Source organism: Alteromonas sp. 14N.309.X.WAT.G.H12 (assembly GCF_036697315.1).
GTDB lineage: Bacteria > Pseudomonadota > Gammaproteobacteria > Enterobacterales > Alteromonadaceae > Alteromonas.
Genome location: NZ_JBAHZB010000001.1, coordinates 121816 through 141323, shown reverse-complemented (window position 1 = coordinate 141323; position 19508 = coordinate 121816). Strand labels below are relative to the sequence as shown.

Sequence of the window (19508 nt, the reverse complement as noted above, 5' to 3'; positions counted from 1 at the left end):
TGTTTAATCCTAACCGGCTTTCCTATACAATAGCAGTGTTTGCAATAGTTATTAGGGCATGGGAATAATGGATTACACGGAAGAACAAAAAAAGACTATCTATTTCAAAGGGAGGAATTTGATTGTTAAATCCGGTGCGGGCACAGGTAAAACCACAATCCTTAAAGGGTATGCCAAAGAAAATCCCAATAGCCGATTTTTGTACCTTTGTTATAACAGTGATATTCAAAAAGAAGCAAAGGCTTCCTTTCCTGCCAATGTCGTATGCCGAACGGGACACGCTATTGCAAGGGCGATGGTTTGCAGACCTTTAGAGCACAAAGTTGCTGACAACATCAGGCTCACGGATGTTAAGGAATTTATTAAAACCAATGATTGGGGATTGACCAAAGATGTCGTCAAGGGACTCAATGCCTTTCTCCATTCCAACCGAAATGAAATATCGCTGGTTGATATTAGCTTTCTACCTAATTTCACTGCTGCACAAAAACGCAGGAATGCCCTTATTCTTTCTTGCATCAAAAAGATTTGGGTGGCAGGTATGGATCCCAAAAGTTCATTCCCAACAACCCATGATATGTATTTAAAAAAGTTTTGCATGGGGCCACCAACAATGCATCGCTGGTTTTCAGGCATACTCCTTGATGAAGCCCAAGACTCCAATCCTGTCATTTCCGACTGGGTGTTAAAGCATGATCAATGCAAACATATTTTAGTCGGCGACGACCATCAGCAACTCTATCGGTGGCGCGGCGCGCAGAATTTCATGGAAAACTACGCAAAGAAAACAAACTGCCAAATCAACCTTATGCAGCAAAGCTTTCGGTTTGGCGAAAAGACCGCACTCGTGGCTTCCAAATTATTAGAATACAAGTCACACATAACCGGGTGTCCACCTTTTAGCGTCCATGGCACCAAGACGATTGATGATAAGGTTTATGTCCTTCGACCTGCTCTCTTCAACAACCAACATCGAGCTATTCTTCACCGGACAGTCATCGGCACTCTGGACTCTGCCATTCAGAATATTGATAAAAAAATCTATTGGGCTGGGGGGATTAATTCATACACACTTCCGACCTTACTCGACGTTTACTATCTCAAAAAAGATATGCGTTCCTCGATCAAAAACAAAAAGTTGCTCCGTGAACATAGGACATTCGACAGCTACCGGCTTATGGCTGAGGGAACGCAAGATCCTGAGATGATGCGAATCATAAAATTACTCGAACAACATGGCAATTCAATACCAGGTAAAATTGCAGCCTTGCGCAGGAATGCCGTAAACAAAGAAAGTCAAGCAGACCTAACTGTGAGTACCGCGCATCGGGCCAAAGGTCGTGAGTGGGAACATGTTGAGGTTTCGAATGACTTCCCCGATCTGCTAGATGAAGCAAAAGACCTGAGTGAAGACTTTGTTTCAGACGAGATAAACCTGCTCTATGTGGCTTGCACTCGTTCGATGGGAGTGCTTGTGGTTCCTAATATTGTTGCTGCCATATACAAAAAGATGGGCGGGGATTTAAAACTCTTTGACCGTGAAGGGGGCGCGTCACTGCGCACCACAGACACTGTCGGAAAGATGACGCGACGGGTAAAACTCAATCAAGGATAACGCTTTGCCGGTGGACTCGTGGATGCTCGAATGCGAGAGATGGCACGGTCGTGGCAGATGACGCACTACTCACGGTTATCTGCAATGAGTTCAATGCCGCATATAAAGCCTCATCTTTTGGCATCGGGAATACGTCGGCACGAATGACGGCACGAGTCGCCGCTTCACATACCTGGTCATCACCAGAATGCGCCCTTATCTTCACGACATGCCCATCTCTTGATAGCGTGAGACCTAGACTACATTCGCCCGAAACGCCCTCGCGGGCCCTCATATAAGAACGAATTTTCTCCGCTATCTGATTTTGGTATAAAAATAACGGATCCATAGACATTCTCCTCACCTCTTTTTGTTGACCTATCGTTTCAGGTTTAAACGTAGGTACGGCTTCGGACACGCCCTCCTTTTTTTGTACAAGTAAGGATTCAGGGAACGCTTCTTCCGCATTTTCCCTTGGTGCAGGTGGCGTTCTGGCGGCCCGTAACCTTTGTACTAACGTGTCGATGTCATCCTCCTTACGCGCCTCTCTAAAACGCGCCTGTTCTTCTCGTACTCTCGCCAGTCGCTCATTGAACTGCGAAAAAGGGTCTATTTTCTTTTTTATGACAAGCCCATCATTGGGTTCTTCTACCGCAGGGTTGTTCTCAATATAGGTAGGCGCACTCTCCTTTTTTGCAGGAATAGATTCAGGCTTCGCAGAAGGTTCTTGCTCAGGGATCACTAATAAGCGATTAAGTTGAGAAGGCGCTATCATTACTGCTCTCAACACCGGGCCCGAAGGCGCTGTTGTTGGTGTGTCATGATAGAAAAACCCAGGAATAAGAAGCATCCCAATAACGAGTGAATGTAAGGCGAAAGAGGCAATAAATCCCGCTCCCGTTTTAGGTGGGCTGCCGGAACCGAAAACCATCGGCTCTCGCACCTCCCCAGTCGGGATCGTAGGAAGGGTTGTTATTATTGGTTCTACCATGGGTTCACCAAGTCCTTTTGTCAATCGAGTAACACCTCATCCTTGAGGCACCAAACAGCTATATTATCACGATGCATCCCAAAGCGCGCGCGATTGGCTTGGCGTAATCGTCAACGTTCCCGATTCTTTTACATACCTTATTGTCCGCGCTAATGTGTAAAAAATACTGATAAGTTAACACGTCTCTATTTAAGATGAACAAAAGGGTTTGTCTTCACGCATTTACTGGTGTTGCTCTGTAGCGCTTCTTAACGTTAACCGCGGGAACATCCGGCTTCAATGCAGGCATTACCAATGCCTCAGCATACTGCAGCAGGACAGCATCCGCCTCCTTTTGGCCACCGGCATTTTCTAATGCTGTAATGAACATCAGGTAGTCATTATGATCCTTCAAGCCATCATCTCTACCTTTGGCGTCTTTCGGCGTCGATACATGAATACCATTCACGACGTATTCTCGGCCTTTCTGAGGTTCTGGCATAAACGAACCAACAGGAATGCCGATCAAGCGACAAACATCCGCTGTTATCTTCGCATCAATTCGCCCAGCGCCTGGGATACCATCTTTAATATCTGCATCTAGCGCCATCCCTAACGATTTAGCCCCCGTTAACAGGGTGAACTTTTGCTGGAGACGCATTCTGACTTGTTGTTTTTCATTCTCCGAGAGAGAAAGGAAGCTCTCTCCCCGCTGTAAATCCGTATTTTTATCACCCGCAATAAAATCACCTTGCGGAGACTGCACTACATCTAAGCCGCAACTATTCAACCAATTGTCTATGTTGTGGACGCTAAGAAAAGCGTCCCCCGGTTTGTTTATAGCGCTTTTGAATATTTCATGAATAGCAAAAGCATCACTGTCATTTTCTTTTCTTTGATGCGTAACAACGGCTTTTTTTATCTCATCGGCTGACATGCCGGCTTCTTTCATTAATGCGGCCAATTTACATTTCGCTTCTTTGTCTTCATGACTGCCGTTGGAATACCAGTGCACTGAATGCGCATCAAACCATTCTCTTAAACTCTCTTTTGTACCGTCTGACATGGGCTTGGGATCCTTAGACTTAACCACCTCGCAAAAATCGATCCCGCCTCCATTCTTTGTGTTATCAATAACCCGGATACTCAGTAGCTCCTCGATAAAAACTTTTGCCATACCGGCGCTTCGAACAGAAAGGCTATTAGGTTCCGCAACCGGCATTCCTTTCAGGTCAGGACGACGGGCGATCAGCTCACCCACCCGTACTTGAAGTTCGTTAAAGGAAAAGGTGTCTATCGTCGCCTCTGTCAACCAAAGGGTTTCTGCGCCTTGCTCAATGCGACCACAAACAGCGCCTCGCTTACTCTTTGTGGTCTTGTTAAGATCCATCTTACCGGCTCGCCCTTTATCGACTCTAAAATAAAACCGCTGATGTCCACCCTCGGCAATGCCCACCCCTGGGTTAGGGGTCATTTGGTATAAGGGCACCGTATCGCTAACCAACCGATGATTAGATAATGGTTCCAGCGAAGATCGTCTGTACGGGCGCTTATCTTTCCCTTTCTTCGGGGTTGTCCACGAGTCAGACCAGCTTTTCGAAGGGCTTAAACTTCCATCCTTAATCTGCCGCTGTAACTCTCTTTTGGGAATAGCACGCGTTTCACTAAACAATGATTCAATGTGTCCTTCCGAGGTGGCTTTCTCGCCTTTAAAAAGAAACTCGGCGTTGATTACCGGGGCACTCGGTTCTAAGATTTCCCGTTTACTGACAAGGCCCATTGACAGCCTGTCGTGAAGCGGCGTTTTCGCCTGTAAAAGGTACTTGTGAGCAACGCGGTAAAATGCCTGGTTTTGCTTGTTAATAGCAGACTCACGATCCTGTTTGTCGTATTCAATTCGAAAGAAACCTCGTTCGCTTTTGCTCAATATAGGCTGAGGCCAGTCCACATTATGTTTCTGCGAAACAGTGAAATAAAACAATTCTTGAGAGGTTATAGATTGCTGGTTTTTGTCCCCACCCTGAAACATAGCTTTAAATATTGGCGAACTGTACTCTCCCATTTTTGATGGGTCGGTCGTCATCGCCTTCACTTTTTCATGATGCATTTTCCCCTCATGATCCTGATAAGCGAAGATGTACACCGCCCTACCGCCTCCGTCATCCTTTGTTTCCACGAGGGAAAGTAGTCCCTCTTTGTCCAGAAAATCTAACATGGCAGGGAAAGGGATCTCTTTAAAGTCTTTATAGTTAAGGTAACGTTTTTCTCGCCGGTTCAAAGGTGCTATACCGCTTGGCTCTTCTTGAACGTGGAGCCCATCAATGCCTTGCCCGCTGGTGTCTTTCTGGCTGTGTTTCTTTTGCCCCGCCACCAGCGGAGCACTAGGCGTATTTACCGCTAACTTTTCACTGACGAAATCAAACACAGAACCACAGAATGCTTTTAACGCCTCACGTTCACCATTCTGAGGAATGATAAAATCCATTCCGCCGAGATCAATAAACTTAATTAGCGCTCCTTGTATACCGCTATAATTCCTCACTGTGTGACGGTGTTTAAAGGGCATGTCCCTGACGGCAATTTTCCCGATGGCGCGCACAAAGCGCTTAGACAAATCATCCCCATCAGGCCGACCAGCGCCGGCGATTTTCCGCCAATCATTCATCAGCGTCGCAATACGATTAACCATTTTTGCCGTAGCGTCATTTTTCTCGTCGGGAATGAGCGTGTGAACAAGAAAGGCTGACGGTGTAAAACGATTGTCCATTAAGGATTCTGCGTAGAATTCGGCTGGGTAATGGCACTTCGTCCATACCTCCTTCATACATAAACTGGCATAGGCCATCGAATGGGCCTTATTAAAAAGATAACGCCCCCTTTTGCCCTCAACCAAGGCATAAATAGAAGCAGATTCTTCCTCTGATAATCCGTGTCGCTGCTGCGCACCGGCCATAAATGGGCCTCGCATCTTATCGATGAGCCCATAATTTTTCTTCTTGATCCCGGAGCGAAGCCTGTCGGCTTCGGTCATGCTAATACCGCCCACCTCTGTCATCAAGGTAAGCAATTGCTCTTCGTAATACAATGCGCCATAAGTGTCACTGAGAATAGATTTGGCAACATCAGGAAGACGGATGTTGTCCGGTTGCCTTTTTCCTTGAACATACTGATCTACGATACTTTGAAAATTAGGATCCCCCCCATCCCTCAACATGGCCGACATCGCACTTATTTCATAAAAATTACTGGGTTTTATTTGTTCGTAAAGTTTCGGAGCCATAAAACCATTCATTTGTGTTAGGCCTAGCAATGCGCCACGAGAAAACACAAATCGCGCTGAGGGGTCATATGGGCTTACTTTAATATTCGGATTCACCCCAGCCAAACGTAAAGCGTTCACGTTCCTCGTCAAATACCTATTCGCCAAGAAGTCATACTTAACCAACCCCAAAGCACCAAGCTCCGATTTATCAAACGCAATAGATGGCCATGGCTGATCCTTCGCGGCAATTTGAGGGTAAGCATCAAATCCTGATTTTGAAATAACGACACCGGTTGAAGAACGGCTTGTCGACATTCTCGCGGCACCTATATTTTCCGCGATACCGACGAGGGCTTTTGAAATGGGTGAACGACGCACTTTTTCTGGCAGTGCAGGCCAAACATCAGACTTCCACGCCACCATATCTGATTTTTTCCGGCCTAGCTCACGGGTAAGTACAGCGGCTATCTCTTTTATTTCAGCTTTTTTTGCCGGGTCAATGTTATAAAAATCTAACAATGCATTTTTAGCAAGTCCAAAGCGCTGAGCTAGACTTTTCAGGCCGTTATAATTCATGATGGTGCCGAAATTTCCCCTGCTCGGCCCTTGGTTTAAGGCGTTAAGCATCTCGCTTGGCTGCGCGATGTCCATGTCAACATCCGGCTCTTCCACGCGCTCTGGACTTAAGAAGCGGCGGAACAATAGCCCCTCCTTAACAGGATCTATATCAGACATGCCCGCCATATGGAAAATAAGTGAAGACACGGCAGAACCACGTAACATCATGTCGTTCTGCTCTCTTACTGAGAGTGCGTGAAACTGAAAGATATTCACAAAATAGCTTTCAAAACCCGTTGCTTTAATGATGTCGATTTCTTCTTTAACTGCGCGGCGGTACCGCTCAACATCATTTGGGTTAAGCAGCTTCTTGAAATTCGCCCAAAGCGCCCTAACTCTTTCGTCAAAGTTGATAGGTACATCATCAATGACATCAAACGCCACGCCACGACGTAACACTGCGCTAGGCGTCTGGCAACGCGCCATCAATGCCGCATCACTGATAAAATTTCCTGGGGAGGGGATGAAATGCTTTCCGGCTGATTCCAGATGACAATGGCTGTATTTTTTATCAATGATCCGGACGATTTTTTTACGCAATTCGTCCGACGACGAAGCCGTTATTTTTTTTGAAATATAATCTTGAGTGTAATGTGCAAGAAGGGCTTTACCCTGACTCAATTGCGCTTCGTTTTTTGCATATCCAAGCAAACTTTCTACTGCACAAGGTGGATGTTGGCGGATGTGGCCATCACCATCCGGTGTTGATGAAAGCACTGATGCCAATGCACTTGATTGGCCTGGCGGCTTTACCCCCAAATAATCATCTGGAGAGAAACGGTATCGCAGACGCGAAAGTAAACTTTGCGGATCTTCAAGCTGCTCCTGAATCTCGTTCGCAACCATCATTTTCTTCTGACTTTGCATAACTGACTGGGCCAGTGAACCAGGGAAACCATCCAAGGCCACACAATGCTTTAATAAAGCATCATATTCGCCTCTTAACATGTTGTCCCACGACAAACCCCGGGCAGGATTGAATTTATTATCATCACCCACATCTCCGGTAATGCGATGAATATCGACTAGCGCTTGATAACCCACATCCCCTTTCGCAAGCAAGACCAACTCACCATTTATATTGTCGTTATTTGTGACATTTATCGTCATACCAGCAATACCATGAATGGATTTTTCTTTGCAGTATTCTAAGAAATGGGGGATTGCACTTAGACTATGCACATCTGTTAGCGCGGCTGCCGGCGCGCCAGACTTTACGGCGAAATCCACAATGTCTCGGTAATCTTGAAGAGAACGACCGAGTGAATTCTTACTTCTAGTTATTAGTGGCAGCATAAAATATCCATATTTTGCATTCCTATCTATATCATATCACATTACAGTGCCCCCTTTAACCAAAATGAAATCATTCGCTCTTCAAAAAAAATATAAAAGCAACAAATTTAAATGTGATGTTTTTCCCAAATCGTCTTCGGCTTTCGTAGTTGATCGGTGGCCAATGTAATTTATTGTATAAATCGGATTTTGTTGTTGATTGCAAGGTTCAAATACCCTATAATTTAAAACGTGGGGCAACGACATTCATAGCCGAACTCAGCGGCATCACTGAGAAGAAGAGGAATCTAGCGTGGAAAAACATACATCTATCGAGTCTACAAAAAATCAAATGTTTAGTGTCGAGTTCGATGGTGAACATTATCGAACTGTTTATCCTGAGCCTTTATCTGAATTGTGTAATTCGTTTCACGATGAAACAAGCGCATGGGCGGATTTGGTTATGAATAGAGTTGGTCACACACACGGAGAAAAGTGGACACTTCATGGCATGACAGACGCTGCTCACCTACTTTGGGATTTGTTGGGCGATACACCTATCGATGAATGCGAATGTTTAGATGAGCCTTTTTTGCACTTTGAGAAAGGCACTGACCGATTCGATGTGTGGCATTGGTTTGAAGAATACTTTGGCTTATCGATAAAGGAAGAATTCGCAACGAATGTTAAAGAAAACCAGACCTCAGCTCGTTGCGAACAAGGCATTGGTGAAGCATTTTCCCCTGTCGATACCGTTACTGATTAAAAACAATGACAAATATTTTGAATTGGCCTGACTACAATGTGTTCAACGTAGTAGAACTTGAACATGATTATCAAGTGCAGGCAGCGGTTGCCAAACAACCAACGCACTGCCCTCGCTGTCATCATACTGAAATCGTTGGCTTTGGCCGCCGCGACGAGTTGATCTTGGATACTCCTCATCACGGTAAGCGAACTTGCATCATACTCAATCGTCGTCGCTATCGCTGCCAGTCCTGCAGGCAGACATTTATGGAACAGGTACCACATAAAGACGAGAAGCGGCAGATGACTCATCGGCTGGTTCAGTACATCGAGCGTGAGAGTCTCCGCTGCACGTTCTCCGCTGTGGCCGAGGATGTAGGTGTCGATGAAAAGACCATTCGCAATATATTCAACGATTACTATGAGCGGCTGGAAAAAACGCTAAAATTCGAGACGCCTCAATGGCTAGGTATCGACAGGATCCACATCATCAAACCCCGCTGCGTGATCACCAATGTTGAGCAGCAGACTATTATTGATATACTGGATAACCACAACAAAACTACAGTGAAACGCTACCTGAGTAAGCGAAAAGATTGTGAACAGGTGCGCTACGTGGCAATGGATATGTGTCGAGCTGACCGCGATGCTGTCGCAACCATGATCCCCGACGCCACCGTGATCATCGACAAATTCCACGTTGTCAGGATGGCAAACGAATCTTTGGAACGCGCTCGCAAAGCCATCAGAAGCGCTCTGACAGCGCAGCAACGGCGCGGGTTGATGCGAGATAGGTTTGTCTTGCTGAAACGCCGTCACGAGATGACTGACACCGAACACATGCGATTCTCAGGCTGGACACTTAACTATCCAGAGATCGGCCACGCTTACTATCTGAAAGAGGCTTTTTTTGCGATATGGGACTGCAAAACTCGGCACCAAGCTGAGGACGCGTATTACGCATGGCTTCGGCAGATAACCCCAGAAATGAAGGTGCATTTTGATCCCTTGGTCAAGGCCGTCGGGAACTGGCACGATGAAATTTTCGCCTACTTCGACCGCCCTATTGTCAACGCTTACACCGAGAGCATGAACAGTCTGAACCGTGTTATAAATCTCACGGGGCGTGGTTACAGCTTTGAAGCGTTGAGAGCCAAATTTCTGTTTACCGAGGGATTTCAGAAGATCAAAAAGCCCCGCTATCAGCGTCAACGAATACCCGAGGGCGCTATTGTCACGATGCCATTTTACGGCGCGGACATATCAACACTGGTACAAGAAATTGAGGCAGGGCGTCTATAACCTATAATCCGGACAAAGTCTTTTCAGCGATTACCCGAACACCCTAATCCTTCTGATTTGCGTGATAATATCTTTAAGACAAAGAAAGGGATTAGGTATGCCAAAATATGTATCGGAAGGTGTTATTAAACGAACCGTCACGCAACGATTACGTAGACACAATAAAACGGTCGCCCGTCGCGTACGTTTACTGCCAGAAGCGGCATTTTCTCGTCTGACAAATCATCCGCAAACCTCAACCCCCCCTCCGTTTGAGTCAGAACGGGCCGCGCTGGTATTTAAGGCGAAGCATTTCAATGACCGCTACACCAGTTTAAGCAGGCTTTTATCTGGGGATCCCCCTCCATCTCTGGTCGAGATCCAGCGGGTACTAATCGAACGTCTAGCCTCCTCTCAAATAAGGGCTAATTCTCTCCTTTCTTCCGGGCAAGACAGTTCACTTCCCCTTGCAGCTCAACATTTTCTTTCAGTAATTAACCTCCACCATGAGCATAACGAATTGGACGCGCTTCCCTTTTTAGCCAGAAAATTGGGCTCGATTAGTCAACAGGACAATCTGAGTGGGAAAGAAACACAATCCTTCATCCGACGTATCGAAATGTGCTTAGAGGAAGCCGACGAGGTCATTGACGGTGTTGATTTGATGCTAAGCCAACATCCTGATGTCGCGCTTTTTAATTCACCCGGCTCTGCTATCCTCTCGCTGCCAGATGATTGGGCACAATTTTTCAGCCTCAAAACGCTAAAGCGAATTTTTGGGATCGGCGACCATGACCTGATGACAGTGATCAACAACTCTTTTGAGCGAGGGGTAGCCAAAACATTATACTCCTCACCTATCGAACAGACCCTAACAACTGCCGCAGGACTGGCTTTTGCGTTATCAAAAGACCAGCTTGTCTTGAAAGAGCATGATGCCTATGACGCACTGCTCAATTCAGATATAAAAAACAACATTTTTCATCCATTACAAGCGATCAATGAAACCCTTGCGGCACACCAAACAGTTAATGCCGAACTTCCCATGAAGGTCAATCTGGCTGACTTGGACGCCATTAATACACTCAACATTGAGTGTAGAACCGCTCACGATGGGTTGCTCGACAAACAATTTGATTTCTTTTTGACGCTCAACAGTGAGATGTCAGGCGTCTTTTCGACGAGAGGCTCACGGCGTGTTCTGGCGCTCGAAAGTGCCCCTGAGCAAACGCCTTTGCTTTGGCATGTAAGTGATAAAAATAACATTACCCTTGAAATCTCCACATCACAACTTCGAGCTCTAAAAAAAGAAAAAAAAGACATCACCTTCCGACTTGCTCAGCGAGCACCTGGGAATTTCTTTTTTTCACAAACATTGTCAACGAATGCCAGTAAACGCCTTCATGGTCATTCTGAACAGATTGCGTTTCCTGATCCCAATCGAGACAGCCGTACAAAGGCGGTGATGGCGGCAATACAACCATTGAAAGAAAGAGGGTACCTGTCACAACAATACAGCAAATCCTCATGGCACCGCACGCTCAGTCACATCGGCAACCCTGATCATCTGATGCAAGAGGGAACAGACGCATTGGGCCGACTTTTAGACGCGGTTGGGGCCGCGACTTTTATCGACATTCAACTTCACAAGGAAAGTGATTCTGAGACTCTCCCATATCGTGTGTCTCTGTCCTTATTAAGCATACCTCAAGCAGGCCCCAACATACGGAACGTAGAACTCCTCATCACTGATGGTCATAATCTGTCAACAGCGACACTGCAAAACATGAAACTGTCGCTGGCTGAATTCAAAGCGTTAGCCCTGTCTCCTGACGATGCGCAACGCGTGTTGTTGAGAGCGCTTCAAACCGCAGAAAAGCAAGGGGCGGTGCTGTGCGGACTCAGAAACACTAGATCGCTTCTCAGCTCTCTTAGCACTATGATGCCGAGGTTATTTGAGGCCGTCAGTCGATACGCGATCATTGATCCCTTATTACTCACAAAACAACACACATTACCCGCCCGCAGCGATGAGGTAATGCCCCTTTTCTTGAAGCGTAATGGGGGAAAGCCTATTTACTTTTCCGATACCCCAGGCAGTATTTTAGGTATTCGCGGATTACTCTCTGGAGAGACAACGCGGATCCTGTCCAATGATGAAAAATACGCAATGAGCCTTGACGATGAGACGGTGTACATTCATGACTATACCGCCGGCACGCATTTCAAATGGGGAGCACGCAAAGACCTTTCCCTCCTTTTACATTCAAGCCAAATGAAAGCCAACGCTCAGCATGTTAGCGGGGCGCAAGAAGCCATGCTTCAAGACACCAAAGTCAGATATTTGTTAGCTGTATCTAAACCTACAACCCCCATTGAATTAGTCCAATTCATAACAAGTTCGACGTTAATGAACTCACTCGTTCCACAAGCGCAACAAAGTCTGAATACCTTAGAAGCTAACTGGGAAGGATTCCAACGCCGCTTCGACTTTTCATTAAGCCTTTCCGACAACCTTGAAAGACTAAGCCCCCTATTAACGCAAAGCGGCTTGTCTTTATCTCAAACACTGGCGGGTGGCGTTGGTGGACAAAAAGGAAACCGCTTTTTACAGCGCCTCTACAAACAAAGTTCTGCCTATTTCTGGGCTGCAACAACCGGGAAAAAAATCGACACACAAACGCTACTAACAAAAGAAAACCCCGCCCTCCCCCTTTCAGCAAAAGACGCGTCTTTAACGGTTGCTGATGTGCTGCGAGCTAATTTTACCGCATTCCAAACCCGAAACCCCACGCATGTAAATCACCACCAACTCCACCATCATGCAAGCTCCTTGCTTTCACGACTGGAGCCAAACACGGCTAGGCCTCCTTCGAAGGCGATTAACGCCCTCAGTCAGGAATACGGGATCCCGGCCACCTTGATCCGTCAACTGTACAACGCGGCATATCAAGACAAAGAAAAGCAGGCAGCAGCGGGGCTTTTCGATGATTTTATCCCCCGCGCCAATATGATGGATATAGGCGCACCCGGGCCAGCCTTGAGTGCGTGGCTTTTTTCTCTACGGATTACTGATAAGTTACCAGGTAATAACCTCAACGAAAGACTGAAAAAACACATTATTGCGCAGACAGCACGAAGCACGATGCTTTCCCTTCATCGCGTGGTCGCGGAAGAGGCAGTGGTTGTCACCACCCCTTTCACTACATCGAAGCAATTAGATTGTCATATTGTCGGAACAAATGGGCCTGTCATGCCTGATATCCCCGTGAACGACATCGAGACCGTGGCCACCCTCATGCACTTACAAAACGGGGCGGCTCAAATCAAGGAGATGGATCTTCCTGAACGCGTTATTAATGAAGTTGAAGAACTTTTTTTGAACACTCTGCGATCCCCAAAAAATAACGCGGCTCTCCAACGCGTCAACGACTACCTAACAACGCATGGTGTAGAGGCGGAATTCAGACCCAACGATGCCGCGCTACAACGGTTTGGTGAAACACTACTGATCGCGGCTGTCACAGGAGGTTCCCCTCCCCCCTTTAACCGACACTTCAATGAAGCCGAACTCGCCATGGTCAAACAAAAGGCGCAAGATACCGTTCGCCTGCTTGGCCCGTTAGGGTTGGTTGAATCCACACAGGCATCCAGCCAAAAGATATCGGATTTAACAGATAACGCCGCCTTACAGTTTAAGATTTCTTCGTTTCTTTTGTCACATGTCAAAAAAGACAAACGGGGGTTCCTTTCTGATGATAAAACAACTTTAAAAGGGCGGCATATCGAGCGGTCTCGCGAACTTGGCATCCCGTTCTTCTTAACCGATACCGTTCAGGTTACTCGTGCACTCCTTCATGCGCTTTACGAACACCTCCCCCCTGGCACCCGCATGGAACTGACACATTTCATTGAGCAGCAAGAAATGCCAAAGCAAGGGTCGGAAGCAAAGCGCATTTATCAGGAGATCCTGAACGTGTTTAGATTGCCGCCCAACCTCATCTCACGAGAAGGGCCGGTTGCCCGTTTGTCAGGAAGCTTCGAGGTCAAGAACATCTCACCCATTGAAAGCCTGATGGACTCCCCCTCACATGCTCGCCTTTTAGAAGGAGCAACCCCGCCTTCGTTTTGCGAAGAGAAAAGGCAAGCATCAATATTAGGTCGAGACATGAGATATGCTTGAGTATAAGCAAGACTTTGTTAAGTATACCTCTTTATACATAAAAGAGATTTTTCTTGAACTTGACGTTTTGCTTACAGTATAGAATGACGATAAACTTATCATTATTAGCGCTACTCAACATACTTACATGTAATTTATGATGGCTAAAGGCTACATATAGCTCGAAACCTTTGTTTTTGTTGCTTATGAAAAGTTCTCGCAAAGCTATTTTTAGTGAAAACCGCCTTTCATAGAAATGTAAGTCATTGTATATAATAACCTAATATTCGTATTCGTCTTATTTCTAGGCATTTGTTCGATGTTGTTCGTAATTTAATGTCATACATATATTCTTTTACTTTAGTTTAGTATGCCTGACATTTTTTTGACAGTATCCGCCAAAAAAGCGGACAGAAAACTTCTGTTTTATGTGTCTAACCATATTTTTGCGACGAAGTTCGCTTTATCGTTAATTACAGCGTTTTATGCTTGATGATCGTGTGGCGCTTTGCTATGATATTTTGGTCGATGTGATGCAGAGGGCGTCAAGAAGTTATAAGATCAATTCTTCATGCAAAAAAAACCACGGACAAGGTTTCCATCCGACGCTTATTCTAAACCGGCATTGCCGGTTTTTTCTTGCTCGCGCTCAATTAATTCAGCTTTGGACAACAAAGTCTTGTAAAGAAAAACCTTGCTCTTCCATGTACACCTGTAAACGACGTAGCGCTTTATTTTCTAACTGCCTGACACGCTCTGCTGAAACAGAATTCGATAAAGATTTACCAACATCTCCTAACGACATCTCTTTTTCAAAGCGCAAAGAAATAATGGCCCTTTCTCTGGCTGTCAGCACCTCCTTAAGCACTTGGTTAAGCGTACTTTGCATCATGCGCTCCTGGGTAACCAGCACCTCACAGGAGCCGTTATTGTCTGTTAGCACATCATGCCATTCTGGCGAGGTATCACTGCCTCCCAAAGGGACGTCGACAGAGACTTCTACGGGGTTTAGTGATGCGATATCATCGTAATGCTCTTGGGAAAGACCTAGTGACTCCATGACAAGTTCTGATGAGGGTTTTCCCTCAGAACAGGAATCCAAGAGTCGACGATAAGCCGCGTAGCGTTTCTGGATATGGATAGGCAAACGCACCGTCCTCGCGTTATTCTGCAAGCACTTTTGAACGTGATCACGTATCCACCAGACGGCGTAGGTAGAAAGGCGAAACCCTTTTTCTTGGTCATACCTCTCCACGGCATGTACTAATCCGACATTGCCTTCAGCAATCAGATCGATAAGTTCCACTCGACTATCATGATTGTACTTTTTGGCAATATTAACCACGAGCCTAGCGTTGGCATGTACCAGGCGTAAGAAGGCTTCTCTGTCGCCCTTTTTAAACCGACAAAATAACTCCCTCTCTTCCTCTGCAGAAAGTAACGGCGTCTTAAGCGCGGTGGATAGATACTGTTCCAATGCTGAACCGTACTGTCCCACATGGCCCTTCCCACTTTCCTTTTCCCTGTCATAAAGCAATGCACCTTCATTATCGGGGGCGAAGGCTCTTTTCATCGCAACATCCTTTTGCTGTTTTTTATACACGTCACTCCGAACGTGAGTTATTGTTTTTTATACTATCACACAAAATAAAATTGGCTTTTTGCAACGTTTCACAGGAGGATCAGAGCTCGAAATCATCAAAATCTGTTACTGTTACCTCAGCGTCAATCTGACCAACGAGATAACTTTGTATTTCTGCCTCTTGTGGCGCAATTTGTACGTTGTCAGAATTGAGATAGTTATTCATCCACGGTAGTGGATTGGTTTTCACAGAAAAAGGCGACACCAACCCTATCGCTTTCATTCTCATATTTGCGATGTACTCGACATATTCACAAAGGATCTGCTGGTTCAGCCCTATCATTGAACCATTTTTGAATAGATACTTGGCCCATTCTTTCTCCTGATTCGCTGCGTTGATGAAGATTTGGCTGGCTTCATCTTTCAACTCTTCTGCAATTTCAGCCATTTCAGGATCATCTTTACCGTGTGCCCACAAATTAATAATGTGTTGCGTAGAAGACAAATGTAAATTTTCGTCCCTGGCAATCAAACGCAATAACTTCGCATTGCCTTCCATTAACTTTCGTTCACAAAAAGCGAAGGTACAGGCAAATGACACGTAGAATCTAATGGCTTCAAGCGCATTAACCGAGTGCATGCACAAGTAAAGTTTTTTCTTTAGTTCGCGTACATTGACGATATAGCTTTTACCATCAACGTCGAAGACGCCCTCACCTTGCGTCTGATAGAGCTGCGTTGCAAAAATCAGATCATCATAGTAGCGAGAAACGTCTGCTGCACGTTTTTGAATCTCTGAATTTTCAACGATATCATCAAAAACCGGGCTAGGGTCCGAGAAAACATTGCGCAATATATGGGTATAAGATCTACTATGAATCGTCTCGAAAAATGACCAGGTTTCAATCCATGTTTCAAGTTCAGGAATTGAAACTATTGGCAAGAACGCAATGTTAGGGCTGCGTCCTTGCACAGAATCCAATAACGTCTGATATTTGAGATTTGAAATAAAGATGTGCTTCTCTGATTCCGTCAACGTCTGAAAATCAACACGGTCACGCGATACGTCTACTTCTTCTGGCCGCCAAAAGAAACTAATTTGTTTCTCTGTCATTTTCTCGAAGATTTGATGTTTTTGCTGATCAAAGCGAGCAACATTGACAGAATGACCGAAAAACATGGGCTCTTTGAGTTGATCATTTTTTTCTTGGTTAAAAACACTGAATTTCATTTTTTTTACTCAATTAAGGTGTTCGGATGACACGGTTCGCTTTCGATTCTAAGGCCGTACACAGCCATCCTTTCCTGATTTAAAGGTAAACCCTGACAACACCTTTGAACAGGGCTTACCGCGCTAGGTGTATGGTCCAGTTCCTATATTTTGTTATATCCGGCAGCTTCCACCACTACATCCGCCTTCATCGGCGTCCTCCACAGCGACCTTCCTGCCCGCGAATGCACCATCAGAATTTCCATCTCGCGTGTTGTGGTAATACAGTGTTTTTACCCCTAATTTATAACTGGTCAACACATCAGAAAGAAGCACTTTCATCGGCACTTTTCCATCTGGAAACTTACTGGGGTCATAATTGGTGTTTGCCGATATAGTTTGATCTATAAACTTCTGAATAATCCCGACCAATTCCAAGTATCCCTTATTGTCTGGGATCTCCCAGAGCAATTCGTATTTATCCGCAAGGGTTTTGATTTCCGGAACCAATTGGCGCAAGGTACCGTCTTTGCTCGATTTTACAGTCATCAATCCCCGAGGCGGCTCAATACCGTTTGTTTCATTCGATATTTGAGATGAGGTTTCTGAGGGCATAATGGCCGTTAACGTGGAGTTGCGCAGGCCATATTGGAGAATGTCGGAACGGAGGGCTTCCCAATCACACAGGAGCCTCGCATCTGGCACAACACTATCAATTTCTTTTTTATACGTGTCGATAGGCAAAACGCCTTGAGAATAACTCGTTTCATGGAAGAGAGGGCATTTACCCCGTTCTTTTGCAAGGGCTACCGAGGCTTTTAACAAGTTATACTGAATGGACTCAAACAATCGATGTGTTTCAACGTTCGCACTACCGTCGCTATAGCGTAATCCACGCTTGGCCAAATAATGTGCAAATCCAATCACTCCCACACCGAGTGTCCGGCGGTTTTTAGACGCTAATTCCGCGGCAATTAGAGGGTAGTCTTGATAGTCAAGTAAGTTGTCCAACGCTCGCACTGCCAGTTCTGCTAATTCGGGAACCTCATCTAAGCTGTCGATTTTTCCTAAATTAAATGCCGAAAGCGTACATAAAGCTATTTCCCCATTTTTATCATAGGTATGCTGGAGAGGTTTTGTGGGTAAGGCGATTTCTAAACACAGGTTACTTTGACGTATCGGGGCCAACTCAGAAATGAATGGACTATGGGTATTGCAATGGTCAACATTTTGCAAGTATATGCGGCCGGTCGAAGCACGCTCCTGCATGAATAAACTAAACAGCTCTATCGCTTTGACCTTTTTCTTTCTTATTGTATCGTCTTGTTCATACGCACAATACAAAGCCTTAAATTTATCTTGATCTTCGAAGAACGCATCATAAAGGCCTGGCACATCTGAGGGGCTAAAAAGTGTAATGTCCCCCCCTGTCATCAAACGATGATACATTAATTTGTTAAACTGGACGGCGTAGTCCATGTGACGCACACGGTTCTCATCAACACCGCGATTGTTTTTCAGTACGATGAGGGACTCGACTTCCAAGTGCCAGACCGGGTAAAACACCGTAGCAGCACCACCTCGAACACCGCCTTGGGAACAACTTTTTACTGCGGTTTGGAAATGTTTGTAAAACGGAATACAACCGGTATGAAAGGCCTCACCCCCCCGAATACTGCTCCCAAGAGCTCTTATTCGCCCTGCGTTAATCCCGATACCGGCGCGTTGGCTGACGTATTTCACGATAGCACTTGATGTTGCGTTAATCGAATCTAAACTGTCTCCCGCTTCCACTAATACACAGGAACTAAATTGCCGTGTAGGGGTTCGCACGCCGGCCATGATAGGCGTGGGGAGTGAAAGCTGCCCTGTTGACGTCGCGTCATAGAAACGACGGACACAATCCATACGGTTCGTCTTTTCTTCTTTTGAAAACAGTCCCGCAGCCACCAGCATATATAAAATTTGAGGACTTTCATAAATCTGACCGGTAGTCCGGTTCTGTGCAAGGTACTTCCCTTCAAATTGTTTTACTGCAGCATATTGATAGTCCAGGTCCCGGTCATGCTGAATCCAATGTTCCATTTGCTCGAATTCATCTTGACTGTAATCTTCAATTAAATGCGTGTCATATACCCCACTCTTCACCATCTTGACAGTATGTTCAAAAAGGGGCGGCGGCGTAAATGTACCGAACGCTTTTTTACGTAGATTAAAAATCGCTAAACGGGCGGCTAATAGGGCATTATCTGGTATTTCTTCCGAAATAAGATCGGCTGCCGACTTAATCAGTGTTTCATGTATTTCTGTGGTTGGCATACCCTCGTAAAACTGAATCCCCGCATTGATTTCTACTTGCGAAATAGAAACCCCTTCTAGCCCTTCAGCAGCCCATGTAACAACTCTGTGAATCTTATCTAAATCAATGGGTTCTTTAACGCCCTGCTTTTTACCGTTTTCTCTTTTTGTAACGTTTATTACACCCGTTAGCTTTTCCATCATAACCTACCCACATTTATGTGATATCAATATATTGCGTCTTTGGGTGTGAACCACCACAACATGGTGTACCCTCGCCAGAATTTTTCTAATTCCGCGAATTGACACTCGAATTTCTAATTTCATCAAAACATCTTTTTTTATAATATCACGCATCATGATTTTTGTTGTAGGTAATTCATCTTAACGGAAGGGAAAGTGCGTCTTTGGCGCTCAATATAGACTGTCCTTCGGGTGTAAACGATAGAAGATGGAGCATTTCTCTTATGATAATAAAGGGGAGGACGTTACTGACTATGACTCGTATA

9 protein-coding genes are annotated in these 19508 nt (G+C 45.4%); 4 read left to right on the top strand and 5 right to left on the bottom strand.

Features of this window, described 5'->3' with window-relative positions; translation table 11 throughout:
• Positions 1 to 67: 67 nt before the first annotated feature.
• Positions 68 to 1615: a UvrD-helicase domain-containing protein gene (locus tag V5298_RS00625; RefSeq protein ID WP_332929517.1), complete on the top strand. Its 1548-nt coding sequence runs from the start codon at positions 68 to 70 to the stop codon at positions 1613 to 1615.
• Here the strand turns inward: V5298_RS00625 and V5298_RS00620 are convergent.
• On the bottom strand, positions 1602 to 2609 hold the full coding sequence (locus V5298_RS00620) for a cell envelope integrity protein TolA (protein WP_332929516.1): 1008 nt from the start codon (positions 2607 to 2609) through the stop codon (positions 1602 to 1604). The genes V5298_RS00625 and V5298_RS00620 overlap by 14 nt on opposite strands.
• Before the next feature lie 190 nt (positions 2610 to 2799).
• The gene (locus tag V5298_RS00615) at positions 2800 to 7740 is read right to left on the bottom strand and encodes a PHP domain-containing protein (RefSeq protein ID WP_332929515.1); all 4941 of its coding nucleotides are present in this window, start codon (positions 7738 to 7740) and stop codon (positions 2800 to 2802) included.
• Positions 7741 to 8032: 292 nt separating this feature from the next.
• On the opposite strand from V5298_RS00615, the gene V5298_RS00610 reads away from it, so the two are divergent.
• The 3 genes from V5298_RS00610 to V5298_RS00600 all read left to right on the top strand — a co-directional run bounded on the left by V5298_RS00610 (position 8033) and on the right by V5298_RS00600 (position 13930).
• Positions 8033 to 8485 carry a hypothetical protein gene (locus V5298_RS00610; RefSeq protein ID WP_332929514.1) on the top strand — a complete coding sequence of 151 codons (453 nt, stop codon included), beginning with the start codon at positions 8033 to 8035 and terminating at the stop codon, positions 8483 to 8485.
• 5 nt (positions 8486 to 8490) lie between these two features.
• Positions 8491 to 9768, top strand: coding sequence for an ISL3 family transposase (locus V5298_RS00605; protein WP_332929513.1), 1278 nt, complete (start codon positions 8491 to 8493; stop codon positions 9766 to 9768).
• A gap of 97 nt (positions 9769 to 9865) precedes the next feature.
• On the top strand, positions 9866 to 13930 hold the full coding sequence (locus tag V5298_RS00600) for a hypothetical protein (RefSeq protein ID WP_332929512.1): 4065 nt from the start codon (positions 9866 to 9868) through the stop codon (positions 13928 to 13930).
• A gap of 637 nt (positions 13931 to 14567) precedes the next feature.
• Here V5298_RS00600 and V5298_RS00595 read toward each other — a convergent pair.
• The 3 genes from V5298_RS00595 to nrdA form a co-directional block, all read right to left on the bottom strand.
• Positions 14568 to 15482: an RNA polymerase sigma factor RpoD/SigA gene (locus V5298_RS00595; RefSeq protein ID WP_332929511.1), complete on the bottom strand. Its 915-nt coding sequence runs from the start codon at positions 15480 to 15482 to the stop codon at positions 14568 to 14570.
• Positions 15483 to 15591: 109 nt separating this feature from the next.
• Positions 15592 to 16722 (bottom strand): class Ia ribonucleoside-diphosphate reductase subunit beta, encoded by a 1131-nt coding sequence (gene nrdB / locus V5298_RS00590; protein ID WP_332929510.1) that lies wholly within the window; start codon positions 16720 to 16722, stop codon positions 15592 to 15594.
• A 153-nt stretch (positions 16723 to 16875) separates the two neighbouring features.
• On the bottom strand, positions 16876 to 19200 hold the full coding sequence (nrdA, locus tag V5298_RS00585; RefSeq protein ID WP_332929684.1) for a class 1a ribonucleoside-diphosphate reductase subunit alpha: 2325 nt from the start codon (positions 19198 to 19200) through the stop codon (positions 16876 to 16878).
• Positions 19201 to 19508: the final 308 nt, after the last annotated feature.